Genomic DNA, 21902 nt, shown 5'->3' on the forward strand with positions numbered 1-21902 from the left:
ACAAAGAGTCGCACAGCGTTATTAATTAGCCTCACCGTTGGCTTTATCAAACTGTAATTCACAAAGCCTTTGATATAGTGTCGAGCTTTTTAACAACGACTTATGATCGCCTTGATCAACAATTCTCCCTTGGTCCATCACCACGATTAAATCTGCATGAATCACAGTAGCTAATCGGTGCGCGATAATTAATGTTGTTCTATTGATCATTAGTTCATCTAATGCGGCTTGCACATGGTATTCACTTTCTGCATCTAAAGCGCTGGTTGCTTCGTCCAGCAGTAATACCTCAGGGTCTTTTAAAATCGCTCGGGCTAAAGCAATACGCTGTTTTTGCCCACCCGATAATCGCACCCCTTGTTCACCTAAAAAGCTCGCATAACCTTGGGGTAGTTGTTCAATAAACTCATGGGCATGGGCTTTTTTCGCCGCGCTAATAACCTCTTCATCACTCGCTTGTGGCTTACCATAACGTATGTTGTGCCAGACATCAGAGCTAAACAGTATCGGATGCTGCGGCACCATACCCATGGCTTGACGTAAATCAGTTAATTTTAGCTCAGTGATGTCGATATCATTAAAACTAATACTGCCTTTTTGAGGGTCATAAAATCGTTGTAACAATTCAAATAACGTTGTTTTACCTGCACCCGATGGCCCGACTAATGCCACAATTTTCCCCGTCGGTATGGCTAAATTGATCTGATGAAGTGCCGCACTGTCTGGCCGTGATGGATAACAAAAGTCAACCTCTTTAAAGCTGATCACCGACTGGGCATGATTATTCATTACTTGTGGAGAAACTAACTCTTTGATATCACTTTCAATCTCAAGTAATGCTAACAGCCGAGTCGCTGAGCCTGCTGCTCGTTGTAATTCACCGTATACCTCAGCAATAGTGGCGACAGACATAGCAACAATGATGGCGTAAAAAATAAAGGCGCCTAATTCGCCAGCACTCATCTGCCCTTCTAGCACGTCCATACCGCCCACCCACAACATCGCGCTAATCGCCCCAAAGGTAAGAAAAATAACAATAGCGATCAAATATGAACGTTGCTTTACGCGCTGTTTGGCGACAGAAAATGCCTTCTCTACTTCATGGGCAAAAGCATCTTGTTCTTTTGCTTCATGGGTATAACTTTGCACAACTTTTATATTTTGAATAATTTCGCCAGCATAAGTACCAACATCAGCAATAGCATCTTGTGAACTTTCTGCTAATTTTCTGACTTTACGACCATAAATCATCATAGGTATTAAAATAATGGGCACTGAAAAAACCACAAAAAGGGTTAATTTAAAATTAGTGACCATTAACATCACCAAGCCACCAATCAGTAGTAATATACTGCGCAGTGCCATTGAAAAAGACGAACCAATAATAGACTGTAATAAGGCGGTGTCAGTGGTTAAACGCGACATTAGCTCGCCACTGCGGTTTTCTTCAAAGTAGCTAGGATGCAAAGTAACAATGCGATTAAACACCGCTTTGCGCATATCAGCGCTGACCCGTTCACCTAACCAAGACATTAAATAAAAACGACTAAAAGTGCCAACGGCCAGCAAACTAATTAAGCCGATTAAAGCTAAAATAGCCGATTGCAATTGTTCAACTGAACCGGCAATAAAACCCTTATCAATAACAAACTTTACCCCTTGTCCTAAAGACAAGTTAACCGCTGCAGTGACTAATAAAGCCAATAAGGCCAAGGCTAACATTAGCTTATATGGTTTTATAAAAGCGAAAATAGGTAACAGACTGCTGAATGCCTTAGGATTTTTTTTTGCGGAGCTATGATCCGAAATAGGCTGATTAATGGTTTGGCTGTTGTCGCTCACAGTGGCTTTCCAGTAGGGTAATCTTATACTTAAGATGGTTATAAAAATGCCTATTTCAAGTAGACACGCGATAATAAAGCGGCTTAAAAACGCTTAGTGAAAATACAGTCATGACTTATTTAGTTAACCTAGCGCTAACGCATTAGCACCTTGAAATCTCAACAATTATTATTTGATATAGATGCTTATGTCATTCGTTTTTTTCTAGAGCTACCTGCTTGTTCAGAAAAGGGATCAATCGGCCATCTATGGCGGGGATACTTAGCTCGCATGTCTTTTGCAACTTCGATATATGATCCACCCCAAAAATTGGCTAAATCACTGGTTATTTGTATTGGTCTTCGCGCTGGTGATAACAATTCAAAGCGTAGTGCAATACTATTACCTGCCAACATTGGAGATTTAAGCTCACCAAACAATTCTTGTAATACGACAGCCACTGTTGGCTCTGAATTTTTGTCGTAAATGATTGAAACCTTTTTGTTACTGGGTGTTGTATAAATTACGGGAGCTTCTTTCTCAAGTACTTTTGATTCTTCATATGTTAATAATGATGATAATAGGGGTAATATTTTCACTCGTTTTAAATCCGATATTTTTTTAATATTGGAAACATACGGTAATAACCAGTTTTCAGACGTGTTCATGATTAAAGTCTCTGATAGCACGGGAAAGCCTTCCACTTTACCCCCAAGCCATATCACCCTTTTCATCCAATCATCACACTCTTGAGTCCAGCTTAATATGTTTCTAGCATCTGTCTTTATCAACGATTTAATACTGTCTAATATGAATTCAGTCGGCACATCATTACTTCTTGTTTCTTCGATGATTAAACTGCCATATTTTTTCAATACCCTAGCGTATACACGGCTATTGTTTGCGGCTAACTCATATGCTATTTGTTCTGACATTTCCTGAGAAAACTTTTCAGATAAAATATCTTTATTAAAAGTAATCGCACTAAAAACTCGACCTTCTTTTTTTTGCGCATCGCAATCATTAACCACTAAATACTCATGATTAATAAGAGGATCATCTTCTGCGAGAAAAACCCCCTTACCATTGGCTAGTTGATATTTATTGCTATTAGCTGAACGTCTTTTAGCCAACCTTTCCGGAAATGCTAGAAGCAACAAATATGCTGCAATGTCTGAAATATCTGAAATATCTACTTTGCTTTTTTTATGTCTTATAGATGACTGTAATGTCTGAACATCTTTAACTACCGTTTTTAACGTATTTCTATTTACATAAGCTTTATTAACATGACCCGTCGCGTTCTCAATAAGAACCTGTAATCTCATCAAGAAATCAGCACTATCACTCCCTTGCAATATATCTCGTTCTGACAAGAGAGCAGCAATATTACAAGCAATTTCACGCTCTTGGTTGCCATTCGCTGTCAACATCATCTTAGCTAGCCTTGGGTGGATAGGCAGAGTACTTGCTTGTTTTCCAAGCCTTGTGATTTTTCCTGATTTCTCAAGCATACCTAATGTTACCAGCAAATCTTGAGTTGAGTCATAATGCGCTTTTGGCGGAGGTGTTAACCAATTAATTTCCTCATAATTTGAATGTCCAGCGCTTGCTAGCTCTATCACGGCATCAGCTAAATCTGCATTCAAAATTTCTTCTTCTTGGTAGTCTTTTAGCGATATATGTTCGGATTCACTCCATAACCTTAAACATTTCCCTGCAGATAACCTACCTGCTCGCCCCTTGCGTTGCTCGGCTGACGCTTTTGATATATGAGTTGTCGTCAGCTTTGACATACCACTTGACGGGTTGAAAATAAGTTTTTTTTCCAGACCTGAGTCAATGACACAGGTAATACCTTCGATAGTTAAACTGGTTTCTGCGATATTGGTTGTGAAAATAATTTTCCTATCGCCTGGTGGTGCTAATGCAATCGCCTTTTCCTGCTCTTCCAATGGTAATGAACCGTGTAATGACACCAGTTTAAGTTTATTGTTTTCTGAAAATACTGTGCCAGCATGTGCAATACACCTTTTTATGTCAGCAACGCCAGGGAGGAATACAAGAATATCTCCCTCATCTTCAATGACATTAAATATTGCTTTACAGACATTCGATGCCAACTGTTTTTTATCAGTTTTTTGATGAAAAACGCTAACAGGATATGCTCTTCCTTTACATAGCATCACAGGTGCGTCACCGAGGTATTTTGATACTAAATTTGTATCTAACGTCGCAGACATCACCAAAAGGCGAAGATCTTCACGAATGACTTGTTGAATTTCCAGAGATAACATAAGTGATAAATCAGTATTAATCGACCGCTCATGAAACTCGTCAAATATTATAAGGCCAACACCTGCTAATTCAGGGTTTGATTGAAGTCGCCTTGTTAATACTCCTTCGGTTAGGATTTCAAGCCTTGTGGCAGCTGATATTTTTTTGTCATTTTTTACTTGATAACCAACAGTCTCACCAACCTTTTCACCCAAGCACTTCGCTAAGTAATGAGCAATTGACCTTGCTGCCATTCGTCTAGGCTCAAGCATAATAATTCGCTGACCATTCAAAAAGTCAGCTTTTAATAACTCCAGCGGCACGACAGTAGATTTACCTGCCCCGGGTTCTGCCTGCAACACCACACTCTGGTTACTTTTTAACTCTTGTAAAAGGTCGGCTAATATTTTATTAATTGGAAGGTTAATTTTATGAACTCTACTTTTTATATTTTGGTTGTTTGGATTTTTTATAGGTATAAAAATATAAATGATAAAACACGTCAATTAGCGGCGCAGTAATTGACTGACAAGTGGTTATCACTTAGATGAAGTCAACAAGTTAACGCATCGGCTATGCGTTAACTTATTACTTTTGATTATGCTATTTATCTTTGATTAAACTTGGACTTCCCATATTTCACTAGACAGTTTCTAACTCAGAAAAATATGCTTTCTCAAATTTAGTAGCTGAAAGACTATCGGTATAAGAGTGACGCTTTTTAGGATTGTAGAACATTTCTATAAAATTAAATATCTCTCCTTTCGCATCATTCCGTGTTGAATATAATTTTAGCTGAATCCGACTCCTTGCTTAAGGTATATTAATTAACGTTATGGAAGAAAAAATTAAAATTATCAGTTGCTTGGCCTGTGTTTTTTTCTTATCGTCATGTGTTCATCATGGTGTTCAGCGTAACTTTAAAATAGGTAAGGATACGCAAAAATCTGTCTGCAATACTGGCTCAATGAAAGACAAAGAAGAATGTAGGGCTGTTCTGAGAAGACTTAACCAATCAATCAAATCACAGAAAAGCAAATAGGCTTTATTAATATGAAGATCAGCGGCGACTTCCTACTATTATTTCAGCAACCTGAATATAGTAGCCATACAAAATATATAGCGAATAAACTCTACACTACTTATGCTTAATGTCCGTTGAATCGCGGGAATATCCAAGCATGGTCACCAGGTTAATGAGATGGGTAGAAGTTTTACTATCATTTTTTTAAGTCGCTAAAATGGACATATTGATGAAAAAACGCATGTTTATTGCCTTAGATATTGTCGACACAGATAAAGTCAAAATTGCCCATTGGCGCGAGCAACATTTATCTTTGCCATTTAAACCCATCGACAGGCAAAACTTTCATATTACTTTGGTCTTTTTAGGTTGTATCGCCCCGCAACAACAAGCGAGTGTAGCGCAATTAATTAGCCAACAGCATGGTTTGATGCAACAGCGCCTAAAAGCTCTTATACAACAAAACAAGGCCTCATCTATCCTGTTGTCTCAGCTAGGTTATTTTAAAAAGGCGCAGGTATTACACCTGATGCCCGCAAGCTGTCCTGACTGGTTAATATATTTACAGCGCACTGTGGTTGAGTTAAGCCTGAGCAGTAATATTGCGCTTGAAAACATGAGCTACCAACCGCACCTAAGCCTTTATCGCAAAGCAAAAACGCCATTACCCGCACTATGTAAACACCTTCAACAAAGCGTATTTAAACAACAACTGAGCATTACTAGCTTTAGCTTATATCATTCATACTCGACCGCCCTAGGTGTTAGGTACGAACCAGTTCAAACATGGACAATAAATTTTTAGCCTTGATTTTTAAAGAGATTTAAATTGGCAATTTTTCGAAAACATGCTTACTTGGCAAGCACGTAAAATACTGCTACTACTGTTCCCCCTCTGGTTGAAATGGAGTTTGCACAATGGAAACAATAGTTGAAGATAAATATTCAATAGCATCGCGCTCGAACATTTTACAAGTAGAAGCTTTTGGCCCATTTAATGCGCACGTGACCGAAAAATATATTAAGGATATGTATGGTGCTTGTGAACAGTTTTCCGGCCAACCGTGGGGCTTATTAATTGCTTTTTATGGCAATAGTGTTTTTTCACCTGAAGCGGAAGATGCCTTAATCAAGGTCAACAAATACCGCGTAAAACATGGCTTAATCGCCAATGCGAGTGTATTAATTGACAGTAGCACTGCTGATATTCAGCAGTTACAGCTAGGACGTATTTACCAAGCCTGTAACATTACCTTTTATGTCTTTAGTGATCTAGACAGTGCAAAGTCTTGGTTAGAACAGTATTTACAACAACACTAAAGCGCATTAAAAAGTTAACAGTCCTCATCAATACCAGGCCCTTCAAGCCATCGTAATCTATATAAAAAAGTGCTAGAAAATATCTTTTCTAGCACTGCTTTCACCTCTTAAATTGGGGCTTTAAATTGAGGTTTTAAAAGACCATAAAAAGCTGAGTAAATGTCAGTTTGCTTAGTGACAAGCGCTTTGCTCGCTACTCGTAAAAGCAAGTAACTGCCACTTAGCCTGGCCAAAGCCTGCCTTTAAAAAATTAATGCTTAGTGATCAAGTCTGCAATCGTAGCAATACCAAGACCTGTTGCACCTGCGGCCCATAAGCTAGATTCAGCACCATTATAAGCGCCGGCTAAATCAAAATGTAACCAACCAGCACCGTCGTTATCGACAAAGCGTGATAAAAATCCTGCGGCATTACTCGCACCACCAGCCCCACCACCTTTTGCTGTGCGGCTATTGGCTGTATCAGCAAATGCTGATGGGCATTTATCTTGGTGCCAAGACTCTAAAGGAAACTGCCATAATGCTTCACCGGTGGTTTTTGCTGATGCTTGCGCTTTTGCCGCCACGTTATCATCAAGCGCGAATAAAGCAGAGTAATCACCGCCAGTGGCCATCACAGCAGCACCGGTTAAGGTGGCCGCATCAATAATCATTGGCGCACCCGTTTCACTAGCGGCCATTAAACCATCAGCTAGCACAAGACGGCCTTCGGCATCGGTGTTAGCCACTTCACAAGTAACGCCATTTTTATAGGTAATAATGTCGCCAAGTTTATAGGCATTACTGCTGATCATATTTTCTGCACAGCAGAGGTATAACTTAACCCTTTGGTTCAAACCTTGTTTGATTGCCAATGCCAACGCACCAGCAACAACAGCTGCACCGCCCATGTCACACTTCATATCAAACATACCAACATTGCTTTTCAGACTATAACCACCACTGTCAAAAGTAATACCTTTACCCACTAAACAAGCAGTAACTGCCGCATTGTCATCAGCACTTGGGTTAAAATCAAGCTCGAGCAAGCATGGCTTATTAACACTACCTTTACCTACATTGTAGATACCCATCCATTGTTGCTCTTTGAGTTCTTCACCTTGAATCAGACGAGTAGAAACATGATTAGGGGCAAGGTTTTTAATATAGTCTGAGGTTAATTGTGCCAACTTTAAGGGGTAAAGTTCAGCCGGTGTTTGGTTAGTTAAGTCGCGACTCCAAGCATAAACAGCGAGCTTATTATGCAAACGTTCAATTAACGCTGGCTCACCACAAAAACTGATATTCTCTAGTTTGTTAACACAACTAAATCCAAGCGCAAAAGCCCACTGACTCGCTTCATCCCAGGCATCACCCTGAAGCGAGGCATGCTCAATATCTAATTTTTCTATTTTACGCGCAGCCATTTGAATTTGGCGTAAGCGATGGGCTGCGTCTTGAGGTAAGTAAATGGCAATATTATCATGGGTAATTTGTAGGGTTTTATCTTGCTGCCAACCTTGTGCGTTATTACTAGTAGTTAAGGTTATTGATACTGAAGCAGAATTAGCTGTGGTCATGTTATCGCCTTTGCATTTAATGTTAAGCTAATAGTCTATACCCGTTGCACCATACCGGCAACATACCGCTAAACAATTAACCTTTGCAGCTGATTCGCTAAAGACCAATACAGATTTTCTATTCTATGGCTTACTGAATTGCTTACTGAAAATTAAGTACGGGAAACAATTTTATGGTCTTAAACTGTGTTTTATCCCTAAGTCATTTTTTATGACTAAGTTATAAAGACAGTAAAGCCTGTTGAGAGAAATTAGCAGTTCAACAGCTCATCACGTAACATGTAATAAGCCTGATGACTTATAATATCTAATGAAAATATGTAATGAAAATTAATTTAACAAAAGCGACTATAATTAAGCGCTACAAACGTTTCTTGGCAGATATCACCTTAGCAGATGGTAGCGATTGCACCATTCATGTTGCCAATACCGGTGCGATGAGTGGCTGTGCGGTGCCTAATGATACTGTTTGGTTTAGCACCTCAGACAACGCCAAACGCAAATACCCCTTTAGTTGGGAGTTAACACAGACCCAAGAAGAACATTTTATTTGTGTTAATACATTGCGGGCGAATCAATTGGCAGAACAAGCCATTTTAAATGGCACCATTTCTGAACTACAGGGTTTTAAAACATTAAAGCGCGAAGTTAAATATGGCGACGAAAATAGTAAGATTGATTTTCACCTGACCGATAAAAGTGGCCAAGAGACTTTCATCGAAGTCAAAAGCGTGACTTTATTAGCAGAAGATCAGGGCTATTTTCCAGATGCGGTGACTTTGCGAGGGCAAAAACATTTACGCGAGTTAATGGTCATGGCAGAAAACGGCCACAGAGCCGTTCTTTTATTTGCGGTACTACATTCAGGCATAAAAGATGTTAAGCCTGCAGCACATATTGATGCTAAATACGCAGAGCTGCTGCGTGAAGCAAGCCAACGAGGCGTTGAAATCATAGCTTACAAAGCGACTTTTCAAAAAGAAAAACATAATTTTACTATTACGTTAGCGAACAAAGTACCGGTCACATTTTAGTGATAACAAAAAAATAGCAAGAATAATGATTGACGAGAGGGTTAAAAACTTGCTAAAAGAGCTTGCTCAAATTTTATTGTCATCTTGGTTAAAATTTAAACAGCCGTAATATTTAAAAAAAACTTTATATTTTATCCTAATTATTTATCAATTAAGCCTTGAATTTTATATAAGTTAGCACAATATATGTGGGATATTTTGGGCCTGTATGAATTGGCCGTTGCAACCAAGCGATGAAGTTACATGACGTAACCAGTATTCATCGATTTAGGGCTAGGAGAATTAGCATGCCAGCACAGAAAACATTAGGTATTTTAGCATTAGCAGGTGTCAACCCTTACGTTGAAAAGCCTAAAGAAGAATACATGAATGCCGCGCAACTAGAACATTTCAAAAAAATTCTAGATGCGTGGCGTGTACAACTTCGCCAAGAAGTTGATCGTACCGTATCGCATATGCAGGATGAAGCAGCAAATTTCCCTGATCCTGTTGACCGTGCGGCTCAAGAAGAAGAGTTCAGTCTTGAATTACGTACACGCGACCGTGAACGTAAACTAATCAAGAAAATTGAGAAAACCTTACAACTTATTGAAGATGATGATTTTGGTTTTTGTGACTCTTGTGGCATTGAAATTGGCATTCGCCGTTTAGAAGCCCGCCCAACCGCTGATCTTTGCATTGAATGTAAAACATTACAAGAAATCAAAGAACGTCAACTCGCGGGTTAAAAGCCCTCAACCTTGTTTGATATCAGCCAGTCTTTGCGACCCGATACTGCCAGTCACTATCGGGGCCGCTTTGCCCCTTCGCCTTCCGGCTTATTACATTTCGGTTCATTAATTGCTGCGCTAGCAAGTTATCTAGATGCCAAGCATAATCACGGCCAATGGCTAGTAAGAATTGAAGATATTGATCCACCTAGGGAAAAGGCCGGCGCCAGTGCTGAAATATTAACCACACTGGAAAACTATGGTTTACACTGGGATGAAGACGTACTTTACCAAAGCCAACAAAGTGAAGTTTATCGTGAAGTATTATCCGCATTAGCCCAAGAAAAACTCAGTTATTATTGCCGCTGTACGCGAGCCCAAATTAAAGCCACAGGTGGCATCTACCAAGGCCATTGTCGACACTTATCACAGCCAGAAAATGCTAGTGCTATTCGTGTGATTAACACTATAGGTATCTCACACTATCACGACCTTATTCAACACTCAGTAACCTGCAATGCTAAACTCGCTCAAGAAGACTTTATTGTCTTAAGAAAAGATGGCCTATTTGCCTATCAATTAGCGGTTGTTGTTGACGATATCTATCAAGGTATTACCCATGTTATCCGTGGTTGTGATTTACTTGAACCCACAGCAAGGCAATTAAGTTTTTATCAAATTTTACAGCATAATGCCCCTAAGTTTGGTCACTTTCCACTGGCAGTAACTCCGCAAGGCTTTAAACTCAGTAAGCAAAATAACGCCCCTGAAATTGATCAAAAAAATCCAGTACCTTCACTATTTGCCGCCTTAAAATTTTTGGGTCAACAGCCGCCTGAACAATTACAACAAGCCAATGTGACTGAGCTTTTAACTTGGGCAATCGCCCACTGGTCGATCACTCAAGTACCAAAATCACAAGAAATAGTTTTATAAGTACAATTAACGTCGACTTTTCACACTGTTTCCATTCTCTTTTCGTTTACACTGTTATATCATTGCGCGGGAAATTTATCGATAAAACTGGGGTCCACCATTATCAAAAGCGTGATCAATTTGTGTAAAAAAGTACTCGGAAAAGCACGAAAAAAAAATTCTAAGCAGCCATCATTTGAACAGCCTATTATACTTTCACGTGATCAGCACCCTGTATCTAGAAAACACATTAGTCATAATGCCTTAAAGGTATTATATCGCTTAAATAAAGGCGGCTATGACGCTTACTTAGTGGGCGGTGGTGTTCGCGATATTATCTTAGGTTTTGAACCTAAAGATTTTGATATTGCCACCAACGCAACCCCTGAGCAAATTAAAGAATTATTTCGTAATTGTCGACTTATTGGTCGTCGCTTTCGTCTTGCCCATATTGTATTTGGTCGTGAAATTATTGAAGTGGCCACCTTTAGGGGCCATCACGATAGCGATGAAGAAAAAAATTGCCAAAAAACCTCAAAGCAAAGTGAAGACGGCATGTTATTGCGTGACAATATTTATGGCAGTATTGAAGAAGACGCCGAACGTCGTGACTTTACCATTAATGCACTTTATTACTCAGCCAAAGACTTTAAGGTTTATGACTTTGCCAATGGTGTCGCTGATGTTTACGCCAAACAAATTCGCTTAATTGGTGACCCTGAAACACGCTATCGTGAAGACCCCGTTAGAATGTTACGCGCTATTCGTTTTGCGACAAAATTAGATATGGAAATTCATTCTGACACCGAAGCGCCGATAAAAACGCTTGCGCCACTGATGGCTAATATTCCGCCTGCGCGTTTGTTTGAAGAGTTTTTAAAGCTGTTTATGTCTGGCAAAGCGTTAGCAAACTTTGAACTGCTGCGTGATTACAGTTTATTTCAATACTTCTTCCCTGCCGTTGATCAACAACTGAATCAAAAATCTCAAGTTTATTTAGCTGATTTTATCAGTTTGGCGATGAAAAACACGGATCATAGAGTTAATAATGACCAGCGTGTTACCCCAGCATTTTTATTTGCGGCTATGCTTTGGTATCCGATGCAAGAGCAGATACAAAGATTAAATCGTGAAGCCAAACTAACACCACAAGATGCATTTTTTGGCGCATTAAGTGAAGTAATGTCAGAGCAACAGCGCAGTATTGCTATACCCAAACGTTTTCAAGCTGTAATGAAAGACATTTGGATTTTACAAGAGAAGTTAGTTCGCCGAGATGGTAAACGCGCATTTAAAGCACTTGAACACCCTAAGTTTAGAGCCGGTTATGACTTTTTATTACTGCGCGCTGAAATTGAACAGCCAAACATTAGTCAAAGCGAGCCAGGCTCTCTGCAAGAACTAGCTAAGTGGTGGGGAGACTTTCAAGAAGCTAATACCGACACACAACAAGTGATGATAAAAAGCATTGTACCTAGTAAGAATGGCCCTCGACGCACCACGCGTAAGCGCAAAAAACCTCGGGTAGAAAGCGCTAGTAGCGAAACCTAATGACTTTAGCCTATATTGGTTTAGGCAGTAATTTAGCTGATCCGCAAGCTCAAATATCTTCTGCGTTAGATAAACTAACGCAGTTAGAAAACTGTCAGGTTAGCCAAGTGTCTTCATTATATTTTAGTCGCCCAATGGGACCACAAGATCAACCTGATTACATGAATGCTGTGGTCGCCATTGAAACCAGCCTAAGTGCCATTGCCTTACTTGATCAACTACAACATATTGAGCAAACTGCCGGTCGTGTTCGCAAAGATAATCGTTGGGGCGCTAGGGTACTGGATTTAGACATACTGTTATTTGCCCAGCAAGTTATCAGTACTGAACGCTTAACCATTCCGCACTATGGCTTAAAACAACGAGAATTTGTGCTACTACCGCTGGCAGAAATAGCGCCTAACTTAATGTTACCTGATGGTGATAATATTCAAGAACTGGCTGACCAGATTAATATAAATGGACTAAAAATTCACAGTAAGTTAAGTTAGAATAACAGCTCTAAAAGTAGCAAAAATTAATGCTGCATCATAACCAACGGAAATACTATGGCCAGAATAACCACCGCCACCTTGCAGAAAATGAAACAACAAGGTGAAAAAATTACCACTATTACCGCCTATGATGCCAGTTTCGCGAAAATATTCGATCAAGCAGGTATTCACGCAATATTGATCGGTGACTCACTAGGCATGGTTTTACAAGGCCATGACGATACCCTACCCGTTGATATCGACCATATGGCTTATCATACACTTTGTGTAAAACGTGGTGTGGAAAACAGCCTTATTATCGCTGACATGCCTTTTATGAGTTACGCAACTACCGAACAAGCCTATATAAACGCCGCTAAGCTAATGCAAGCCGGTGCCAGCATGGTAAAAATAGAAGGTGGCCAGTGGTTAGAAGCCAGCATTAAAGGCTTAGTTGAGCGCGGTATCCCCGTTTGTGCCCATTTAGGCTTAACACCACAGTCGGTTAACGTCTTTGGTGGCTTTAAAGTACAAGGTAGAGAAAGCGACAAAGCCCTAGAGATGATTGAAAACGCCAAAGCATTAGAGGCTGCCGGTGCACAATTATTAGTGCTAGAGTGCATTCCAAGTAGCCTAGGTAAAGCCATTACCCAAGCCGTATCTATACCAACCATAGGTATAGGGGCAGGTAAAGATACCGATGGACAAATTTTAGTGATGCATGACGCCTTAGGCATCTCATGTAGTTATATGCCTAAGTTTTCACGTAACTTTTTAATCGATACTGGCGATATAAAAAAGGCAGTAGAGCTGTATATTGATGAAGTCAGTAAAGGCAACTTTCCAGGCCCTGAGCACATATTCACCTAGCCAACATATCTGTTACACAAATACGCAGTATATTATGTCGACCATTAGAAGCTGAGCAATTAATGAATCTGTTGGCTATAAAAGCCATCGTCATTAGAGCTTAAGCCTTCAACATTCACACCGAGTAGAAAGTAGAATAACCATGCAAACAATTGAACAAATTTCGAATTTACGTGGCGAAATTAATCTTTGGCGCCAACAAGGACTTAAAATTGCTTTTGTTCCCACTATGGGCAACTTACATCAAGGGCATATTGCCTTAGTAGAAAAAGCGAAATTGGTTGCCGATAAAGTAGTTGCCAGCATTTTTGTTAACCCAATGCAATTTGGCGCTACTGAAGATATCGGTAATTACCCGCGCACTATGGCGGCGGATCAAGAGAAATTACTTACCGCGGGTTGCGACTTATTATTTACGCCAACGCCTGCGATTATTTACCCCAAGGGATTAGACCAACAAAGTTACGTTGAAGTACCGAATGTTTCTCAACACTATTGTGGTGAAAGTCGCCCTGGACATTTTCGTGGTGTAACAACAGTTGTCTGTAAGTTGTTTAATTTAGTGCAACCCGATATTGCCTGCTTTGGCTTAAAAGACTATCAACAAGTGCAAGTTATTCAAACCATGGTGGAAGACTTATCTATGCCGATTGAGATAATAGCCGTTGAAACCGTGCGAGAAGCCTCAGGCTTAGCGTTAAGCTCACGTAATAATTATCTCAACGAAGCAGAAAAAAACATAGCGCCCGCTTTAAGTCAAAACCTTAAGTGGCTTGCTCAAGCAATACGAAGCAACGATGACTTTGTTGGCTTAGCGCAAAAAGCGGCCAGTAATATTAATATGGCTGGCATGAAAACTGATTATATTCATATTTGTCACGCGCGCACTTTACAACCCGCAAGCAAAGACGATAAAGAACTGGTGATTCTCGCGGCCGCGCATTGTGGTAAAGCACGGTTAATCGATAACCTACGAGTAACCTTAGCTTAAGTTATTTTATGACTGGATAGCTATATGAATGTATAGCTTTATGAATGTATAACTTTGTATAGCTTTATAACGCAGTAAACATTAAAGCGACTACTTAGGGTAGTCGCTTTTTTATTTGCCGATAAAAATGTTTAGGTCATCGCCAGTAACAAAGGCAAAAAGCTTTCACTTTCTTGTGCCAAGGTTGTTTGCTCGGCTAAAACATCTTGAAGAATAGCTTTTGAGGTCAATGGATTGGCTAATACAACACGAAAAACTAAGGTTTTACGCCCTTGATATTTCTTCACTTCAATACGGGTACGAGAAACAAAAGATTTACCATTTTCACGTTGGCGTTTTTGAATAAACTTGGTCAGTTTATCGAGTAATTCATTGATATTTTCCTGCTCAACATCATCAGCATGCGCCAACAATTTTTGTACAATGGCAGGATTATAGCGATAAGTTAATAAGCATAACTCAGGTTTAGTGATCAGTTCAAAATCAGGGTGCTGCGCTATTAGCTCAGCAAAATGATGTGCTTTTTCAATACTGTGATTAATCAGCATTTCATAGCCAGGGCGACTGATCACGTGCAGGGCAGAATATACCAGCATTGCCATACCTGGGCGTGAGCCTTCCAAAGTATGACTACCTAAATCTTTCGAACCTTTACGTAAAATGTACTCCGCATGATGTTCAATAGCGGCCACTGAGGCTGGGTTTTTAAACACCACTAGCCCAGCGCCCATCGGCACATACATTTGCTTGTGTGCGTCGATAGTCACCGAGTCAGCTAACTCAATGCCTTTTAATAAGGGGCGATACTTATTCGATAATAAAGTGGCTCCACCCCAGGCGGCGTCAACATGAAAATGTGCGCCATAACGTTGGGCAATAGCGGCCATTTTATCAAGCGGGTCGACATTACCAGTTTCCGTTGTCCCTGCGACACCAACAATACTGAGTACATGAATATTTTCACTGGCTAATTGCTGACATTTAGCCGCTAGTAATTGGCAGTCAATTTTATTATTTTCATCGGTTGGAATAGCAATAACGCTGTCTTGACCTATGCCAAGTACATCGGCTGATTTTTTCAGTGAGTAATGACCACGAGCCGAGACTAAAATAGCTAAGCCATCATACTGATAGTGTTTAAGCGCCTTAAATAAGCCCTCACGTGCTACTCCTTTGAAGTCGCCGTCAGGTTTTAGTAAGTTGTTACGCGCAACCCAAAGTGCCGTTAAATTAGCGACAGTGCCACCTGAGCAAAATGCGCCTAAGGAGTGATTAGCGCTGTGCATCCACTGTTGATAAAATGGTGCTTCATCTTGATAAACTAAACGATGCATCATACCCAGAACTTGCCGTTCCATCGGGGTAAAGGCTTTAGAGGTCTCAATTTTGACTAAGTTTTGATTTAAGCCCACCATCAACTTTGACAACGGCAAAATAAAGTAAGGCAGTGCTGAGGTCATATGGCCAATAAAACTTGGACTTGAGGTATGCACAGACTGAGACACCAACTTGTCAAGCAAGTGCTGCATGTGATCAGAAACAAAAGCCGGCTCTTCAGGGATCTGCGAATCAGCAAAATCTTTTTCAATTTCGCTCAACGCTTGCTCTGTTGCCGCTATATGTGCGCCAAGAAAGCCTGCCAAGTTTTGCGACATCTCATTCTCTATTCGACCTAATGTAGAATCAGGTGCGACAGGAATGGTAAAGATGCGCAGTAAAGACTCTTCAGACGCTTTTGCCGCGCGTTTATTCACCGTCATATTTATTCACTATTAACGACTTACCTTGAGTAAGTTGATATTTATATATGAGCGGCACTGTAATAAAAAATCAAGCAAAAGTCTCGTTTTTTCAATCAAAATTGAGTTTTAAACCTAAGATCAAACCAAATAAAGCTCAATTTAACTCGCCTGATTTTAGCGGTAATACTTAGCTAAAATAGTACTTAACCCACTAAAGTTGCTATATAAACCAAAGCCAGTTCAACAATTGCCAAGCTGCTTAATGCCAGCATAAAAACGGTTTTTTTAATATTGTTTGTCATGTTATTCATCCTAAATTACCAGTTGATATACTAAAGTAATATCAACATTCAGGCCAAAAACATAACTAAATGAAATATATAATAAAAACAATAAAAAGCAGCTTAACACTGAATATTCAAACGCTATAAATTGGCTAAATATTTGTTAATTTAACCAATTTTTTGTTTTTAGTTTAGCGCTGTCGTTACTTAAAAATACGCAATTGCCAGCATTGCTGTCCACTCGCTTGATACTTGGCCTCAAATGGCGTTAACGGCTCAGCATCATTAATCGCTGATATATCGCCTTGCAAAGAAAATATACTCGCGGCCAGTTGAAACTCTTCTAAATAAAGTCGCCAGTTACTGCGTAAAATAATTTCTTCCCCAACAGCAATAATTTGTGGAAAAACAGCACTACCGTGCCAGCGTCTCTGCACGTGCTTAGCTTTTGGCCAAGGGTTTGGATATAAAATATAATGCTGACTTATTTGCCAGTTGGCCGTCACAACAAGGCGATAAAAGTCATTTAAATCAGCGCGGATCAAATGATAATTCTCTACTCTGCCTTGACCGTCATCATGCTGAACTTCATCAACATTACGGTTAATTCTATGGGCAGATTTATCTACCCCTATGACTAAGGCATCTGGATTTTGCTTGGCTAATAAGCGCGTACTTTGGCCAACACCACAACAAGAATCCAGAATAACTTCGCCCGAAAATGCGAGCACAATAGCGTTAATTTCATCAAATGCTTGCTGAGTGTGTGCCTGTATTGGCTTTCGTGATGGATGCTCAATATGCTTATGAATGATATCAACCAACTTTTCATGTATGTCGGGTTGGTTAGTTTCAATCATTCTTGAGTCACCGGTTATTTCTGTATTGCTCATTAATTTTTACCTATAAATTTCAATTTATTAGCTAGTGGTTAAGCTTAACTTCTTAAACCAATACCTTTAGTAATTAACACCATAGCAATAGTGTACAAACTCACAATAAGCACGCCTAATACCGAAAATGACAAGGTCAAACTCACATCAGAAATACCTAAAAAACCATATCTAAAAGCACTGACCATATACACAATCGGATTGATTTGCGATACACCTTGCCAAAAATCAGGTAACAAACTGATCGAATAAAACACCCCGCCCAAATAGGTCAGTGGCGTTAATATAAAAGTCGGGATAATAGATATATCGTCAAAACTACCAGCAAAAATGGCGTTAATTAAGCCCCCTAAAGCAAAGGTAGCTGAGGTAAGTGCCACTGTGGTAATAATCACCCAAATGTTATGTATTTGTATATCAACAAAAAACATAGATACTAGCGTCACTATACTGCCTACTAACATGCCTCGTGCCATTCCGCCGCCCACATAGCCAGCCACAATCACCCAATTAGGTACAGGTGCCACCAGCATTTCTTCGACATTTCGTTGCCACTTGGCACTGAAAAATGACGAGGCGACATTAGAATATGAGTTGGTAATAACACTCATCATAATCAAACCGGGCACAATAAATGACATATAATCAAAGCCACCCATTTCACCAATGCGCGAGCCAATTAACGAGCCAAAGATAACAAAATATAAACTAATGGTAATCGCTGGTGGAACCAAGGTTTGCACCCAAATACGCATAAAGCGGTGTATTTCTTTGTGCAGAATACTCTTAAGCGCAATGATATTTCTAGATGATGCCATAATACTTATTCCTTAACCGCGCTTTTGCTCGCTGCTTGACCGCTACCGACTAGACCAACAAATAACTCTTCTAGGCGATTACTTTTATTTCGCATACTTAATACTTCAATACCTTGTTTATTGAGATCAATAAACACAGCATTAATGGTTTGACTTTTTTTAACGTCCACTTCTAAGGTGTGATCATCAATCACTCTAGAGCTAAAATCCGCCAAGCCTGTTGGCACACTATTTGGCTTTAAATCAAAAACAAAGGTTTCTACATCTAATTTAGCTAATAAAGATTTCATATCGGTATTTTCAACGATAATACCTGAGTCGATAATGGCAATATTTCGGCAAAGCATCTCAGCTTCTTCCAAATAATGTGTGGTTAAAATAATGGTAATGCCTTGCTGATTAAGCTCACGTAAAAACTCCCACATTGAGCGGCGTAGTTCAATATCTACACCGGCAGTAGGTTCGTCAAGTATCAGCATTTGTGGTTCATGCATTAATGCTCGAGCAATCATTAACCGACGCTTCATGCCACCTGAAAGCATACGGGCCGAGTCATTACGTTTATCCCATAAGTCTAATTTTTTTAAATATTTCTCAGCTCGCTGAACCGCTAATTTACGCTCTACACCGTAGTAACCTGCTTGGTTAACCAAGATTTTCATTAACGACTCAAATTGATTGAAGTTAAACTCTTGCGGTACTACACCAATAAAGCTTTTCGCTGTTTCAAGTTCTTGATCAATATCATGCCCAAAAACAACAACTTTACCTGCCGTTTTATTCACTAATGACATAATAATGCCGATAGTGGTCGATTTACCGGCGCCATTGGGGCCAAGCAAAGCAAAAAAATCGCCTTGTTTAACCGTCAGGTCAATACCTTTAAGTGCTTGAAAACCACCTTTATAGGTTTTCTTTAATCCTGATATTTTTAATGCTGATTGCATAGCGAACCTTAAAAAAATTGCGTGCCTTTAACGTGGGGGCAAATTGGTCATTTTCAACTTATAATGCATGGTTCTTTCGCCAAAACGCACTGAGTAAGTTACCAAGTAATAATGGCGAACGAGTAAAAAGTTGTGGTCAAGGCGTTTGTCTTGCCACGGTAGAAAAATGGCATTAATTTAATCAAGGGTATCATTGCTCGGCAACAAAAAAGCCCGCAAAATGCAGGCTTTTGTCATTCGGCATAGTAGCTAAAACTTAAGATTTACCCGCACGTGACACATAGTCACCATTGCGCGTATCAACTTTTACCACATCACCTATTTGAACAAATAATGGTACACGTACCACGGCGCCAGTTGCCAGTGTTGCCGGTTTACCGCCAGTGCCTGCGGTGTCACCTTTTAGGCCAGGGTCAGTTTCAGTAATTTGTAATTCAACGAAGTTCGGTGGCTCGACTGAAATAGGGTTACCATTCCAAAATGTAATGGTACAAATATCACCTTCTGCTAACCACTTAGCGACATCGCCCACGGCTTTCTCATCGGCCGCCACTTGTTCAAAGGTTACATTATCCATAAAATGCCAAAACTCACCATCAGCATATAAATAACCTAACTCTGAATCCATCACATCGGCGCCTTCAACACTTTCACCTGATTTATAAGTTTTTTCTAATATTTTGCCAGATATTAGCTTACGAATTTTAATACGGTTGAATGCTTGCCCTTTACCTGGCTTTACAATTTCATTATCGATAATGTTACAAGGTTCACCATCAATCATTAATTTAAGTCCAGCTTTGAACTGGTTAGTGCTAAAATTAGCCATAATTATTATGCTCGTTCGTTCACGCAGTACACGCAAAGGTTAAAAATTGAATATAGAAATGCCGCAAATAATAACCCAAATCAGCGATAAATTGCACACTTCTTGGCAAAAAGAATTGGCAAATGTTATTACCGACCCAAAAACCTTGTTAGAGTTGGTCGAAATTTCACCAGAAAGCTATCAACAGCACTTTGCTGCACGTAAACTATTTCCGGTGCGTGTGCCGCGCCCCTTATTATCTCGCATTAAAAAAGGCGATATCAACGACCCTATTCTAAAACAAGTTATGCCATTAGATTTAGAGTTCTCAATAACTGACGGTTATAGCGAAGATCCACTAGAAGAACATGACACCGTTGCCCCCGGATTGCTGCATAAATATAAACATCGGGTATTAATGATGGTAAAAACAGGCTGTGCAATTAACTGTCGCTACTGTTTTCGCCGCCACTTTCCTTATGCCGATAACAGCCCAAATAAAGCAAGATGGCAACAAGCCCTTAGCTATATTGAACAGCATTTAGAAATCAACGAAGTGATTTTTAGCGGTGGCGATCCATTAATGGCCAGTGACGATCACTTGCAATGGTTAATTACCGAAATTGAAAAAATCCCCCACGTGACACGGTTACGTATTCACACCCGTTTACCCATCGTTATTCCACAGCGTATAACGCCTGCTTTGGTTAAAACCTTAAGCTTAACAAGACTTAAACCCGTGATTGTTTTTCACGTCAATCATGCCAACGAAATCGACGCTAACGTTTCACAGGCTATTGAACCTTTGCTTGCGGCCAGAATTCCACTATTTAATCAAAGCGTATTGTTAAAAGGCATTAATGACAACGCCAACACGCTAGCAGCACTAAGTGAAGGCTTATTTGATGTTGGTATTCAGCCTTACTACTTACATTTATTTGATAAAGTGCAAGGCGTCGCTCATTTTGATGTCACAGAAGCAGAAGCAAAAAAAATCACTTTGCAGCTATTGGCGATTTTACCTGGCTATTTAATGCCAAAACTTGTCAGAGAAATTGCGGGAGAAGCGAACAAAACACCCATCAATTTAACCTAACCTTGATGATATAAATATCACCATAATTTAATGCCAAAATTGGATAGAGAAATTGCGGGAGCAGCGAACAAAACCTAAAACAATTTAACCTAACCTTGGTGATATAAATATCACCATAATTTAATACCAAAACTGGTTAGAGAAATTGCGGGAGCAGCGAACAAAACCTAAGAACAATTTGACCTAGCATTGGTCATGTAAATATTCACTTTAATTTAATGCCAAAACTTGTTAGAGAAATTATCTTAGAAGCTAACAAAATGCCAATCAATTAGGCATAATAGCGCCATTGAAGACAAGAAACGAAGATGAGTTATTATGAGCGAAGCGGTACACAAACAATTAATCGATAATATTTCGATCATTTTAAAGAAGTCACTGGCGGCAGACGCCACATTAACTACATTACGTGAAGCCAAACAAGCAGGCTTTGCGGCAATATTTACCCCAGACGCTGGCTTTAAATGTTCAGCCAATACTTTTCAGCCATATGTTGAAGAAGTAGCCAATGATTTGGTTTATTGGCAAAAAACCTCAGATCAGCAAGCACTGATCGATATTGTAAAAAAAATAGAGCAGTTATTTATGGTACTAGCTAAGCTTGAACAAAGCTAAATAGCCAAAAGTTAAAACCAAAAAACGCAGCTTAACTGCGTTTTTTTATGCCTTAAATTTTATATTTTACTGATGATTTTTCACTTAAAGCTGACAACTAATAGATTTTAGCTGGCACAATCATTACTGAAAATGCTAATGAAAAACTCTGATCA

At 39.6% G+C, this 21902-nt stretch carries 20 protein-coding genes; 12 read left to right on the forward strand and 8 right to left on the reverse strand.

Translation table 11 applies throughout. From position 1 onward, the window contains the following. Window positions 1-21 precede the first annotated feature (21 nt). Window positions 22-1809, reverse strand: coding sequence for an ABC transporter transmembrane domain-containing protein (locus H4J65_RS13810; RefSeq protein ID WP_182198595.1), 1788 nt, complete (start codon window positions 1807-1809; stop codon window positions 22-24). A gap of 218 nt (window positions 1810-2027) precedes the next feature. After that, the gene (hrpB, locus tag H4J65_RS13815; RefSeq protein ID WP_220465154.1) at window positions 2028-4604 is read right to left on the reverse strand and encodes an ATP-dependent helicase HrpB; all 2577 of its coding nucleotides are present in this window, start codon (window positions 4602-4604) and stop codon (window positions 2028-2030) included. Window positions 4605-5351: 747 nt separating this feature from the next. Here hrpB and thpR point away from each other — a divergent pair. Together thpR and H4J65_RS13825 are read left to right on the forward strand one after the other, a co-directional pair. Further along, window positions 5352-5927, forward strand: a complete 576-nt coding sequence (thpR, locus tag H4J65_RS13820; RefSeq protein WP_182198565.1) for an RNA 2',3'-cyclic phosphodiesterase — start codon at window positions 5352-5354, stop codon at window positions 5925-5927. Between the two features lie 113 nt (window positions 5928-6040). Next, the gene (locus tag H4J65_RS13825) at window positions 6041-6442 is read left to right on the forward strand and encodes a hypothetical protein (RefSeq protein ID WP_182138166.1); all 402 of its coding nucleotides are present in this window, start codon (window positions 6041-6043) and stop codon (window positions 6440-6442) included. A 250-nt stretch (window positions 6443-6692) separates the two neighbouring features. Here H4J65_RS13825 and pepB read toward each other — a convergent pair whose 3' ends face one another. After that, window positions 6693-8000, reverse strand: coding sequence for an aminopeptidase PepB (gene pepB, locus H4J65_RS13830; RefSeq protein ID WP_182198566.1), 1308 nt, complete (start codon window positions 7998-8000; stop codon window positions 6693-6695). A 323-nt stretch (window positions 8001-8323) separates the two neighbouring features. On the opposite strand from pepB, the gene sfsA reads away from it, so the two are divergent. The 7 genes from sfsA (at window position 8324) to panC (ending at window position 14544) form a co-directional block, all read left to right on the forward strand. Beyond that, window positions 8324-9034, forward strand: a complete 711-nt coding sequence (sfsA, locus tag H4J65_RS13835; protein ID WP_182198567.1) for a DNA/RNA nuclease SfsA — start codon at window positions 8324-8326, stop codon at window positions 9032-9034. A gap of 287 nt (window positions 9035-9321) precedes the next feature. Beyond that, window positions 9322-9762: an RNA polymerase-binding protein DksA gene (gene dksA / locus H4J65_RS13840; RefSeq protein ID WP_182138163.1), complete on the forward strand. Its 441-nt coding sequence runs from the start codon at window positions 9322-9324 to the stop codon at window positions 9760-9762. A 21-nt stretch (window positions 9763-9783) separates the two neighbouring features. Beyond that, window positions 9784-10680, forward strand: a complete 897-nt coding sequence (gluQRS, locus tag H4J65_RS13845) for a tRNA glutamyl-Q(34) synthetase GluQRS (protein WP_310649943.1) — start codon at window positions 9784-9786, stop codon at window positions 10678-10680. A 120-nt stretch (window positions 10681-10800) separates the two neighbouring features. Next, window positions 10801-12210: a polynucleotide adenylyltransferase PcnB gene (gene pcnB / locus H4J65_RS13850; protein ID WP_220461212.1), complete on the forward strand. Its 1410-nt coding sequence runs from the start codon at window positions 10801-10803 to the stop codon at window positions 12208-12210. Beyond that, window positions 12210-12701 carry a 2-amino-4-hydroxy-6-hydroxymethyldihydropteridine diphosphokinase gene (gene folK / locus H4J65_RS13855; RefSeq protein ID WP_182184599.1) on the forward strand — a complete coding sequence of 164 codons (492 nt, stop codon included), beginning with the start codon at window positions 12210-12212 and terminating at the stop codon, window positions 12699-12701. The genes pcnB and folK overlap by 1 nt, the downstream gene beginning before the upstream one ends. Window positions 12702-12758: 57 nt before the next feature. Continuing rightward, window positions 12759-13553 (forward strand): 3-methyl-2-oxobutanoate hydroxymethyltransferase, encoded by a 795-nt coding sequence (panB, locus tag H4J65_RS13860; protein WP_182138161.1) that lies wholly within the window; start codon window positions 12759-12761, stop codon window positions 13551-13553. Between the two features lie 142 nt (window positions 13554-13695). Further along, the gene (panC, locus tag H4J65_RS13865; protein ID WP_182184600.1) at window positions 13696-14544 is read left to right on the forward strand and encodes a pantoate--beta-alanine ligase; all 849 of its coding nucleotides are present in this window, start codon (window positions 13696-13698) and stop codon (window positions 14542-14544) included. Window positions 14545-14675: 131 nt separating this feature from the next. Here the strand turns inward: panC and panP are convergent, their stop codons facing one another. The 4 genes from panP to H4J65_RS13885 form a co-directional block, all read right to left on the reverse strand. Further along, entirely contained in the window at window positions 14676-16304 is a 1629-nt protein-coding gene (gene panP / locus H4J65_RS13870; protein WP_182184601.1) for a pyridoxal-dependent aspartate 1-decarboxylase PanP, read from the reverse strand. A gap of 469 nt (window positions 16305-16773) precedes the next feature. Then, the gene (locus tag H4J65_RS13875; protein WP_182138158.1) at window positions 16774-17463 is read right to left on the reverse strand and encodes a tRNA (guanosine(46)-N(7))-methyltransferase TrmB; all 690 of its coding nucleotides are present in this window, start codon (window positions 17461-17463) and stop codon (window positions 16774-16776) included. A 44-nt stretch (window positions 17464-17507) separates the two neighbouring features. After that, the gene (locus H4J65_RS13880; protein ID WP_182138157.1) at window positions 17508-18281 is read right to left on the reverse strand and encodes an ABC transporter permease; all 774 of its coding nucleotides are present in this window, start codon (window positions 18279-18281) and stop codon (window positions 17508-17510) included. A gap of 5 nt (window positions 18282-18286) precedes the next feature. Next, window positions 18287-19228: an ABC transporter ATP-binding protein gene (locus H4J65_RS13885; protein ID WP_182198568.1), complete on the reverse strand. Its 942-nt coding sequence runs from the start codon at window positions 19226-19228 to the stop codon at window positions 18287-18289. Between the two features lie 17 nt (window positions 19229-19245). Between H4J65_RS13885 and H4J65_RS13890 the strand changes: the two genes are divergently transcribed. Beyond that, entirely contained in the window at window positions 19246-19404 is a 159-nt protein-coding gene (locus tag H4J65_RS13890; protein WP_182198569.1) for a hypothetical protein, read from the forward strand. An 80-nt stretch (window positions 19405-19484) separates the two neighbouring features. On the opposite strand, the gene efp is transcribed toward H4J65_RS13890, so the two are convergent. Then, window positions 19485-20057 (reverse strand): elongation factor P, encoded by a 573-nt coding sequence (gene efp / locus H4J65_RS13895; RefSeq protein WP_182138155.1) that lies wholly within the window; start codon window positions 20055-20057, stop codon window positions 19485-19487. A 46-nt stretch (window positions 20058-20103) separates the two neighbouring features. Between efp and epmB the strand changes: the two genes are divergently transcribed. Together epmB and H4J65_RS13905 are read left to right on the forward strand one after the other, a co-directional pair. Continuing rightward, on the forward strand, window positions 20104-21132 hold the full coding sequence (gene epmB, locus H4J65_RS13900) for an EF-P beta-lysylation protein EpmB (RefSeq protein WP_310649942.1): 1029 nt from the start codon (window positions 20104-20106) through the stop codon (window positions 21130-21132). 318 nt (window positions 21133-21450) lie between these two features. Next, on the forward strand, window positions 21451-21747 hold the full coding sequence (locus H4J65_RS13905) for a hypothetical protein (protein ID WP_182184603.1): 297 nt from the start codon (window positions 21451-21453) through the stop codon (window positions 21745-21747). Window positions 21748-21902 lie beyond the last annotated feature (155 nt).

The organism is Colwellia sp. MB02u-9 (assembly GCF_014077085.1).
Lineage (GTDB): Bacteria > Pseudomonadota > Gammaproteobacteria > Enterobacterales > Alteromonadaceae > Cognaticolwellia.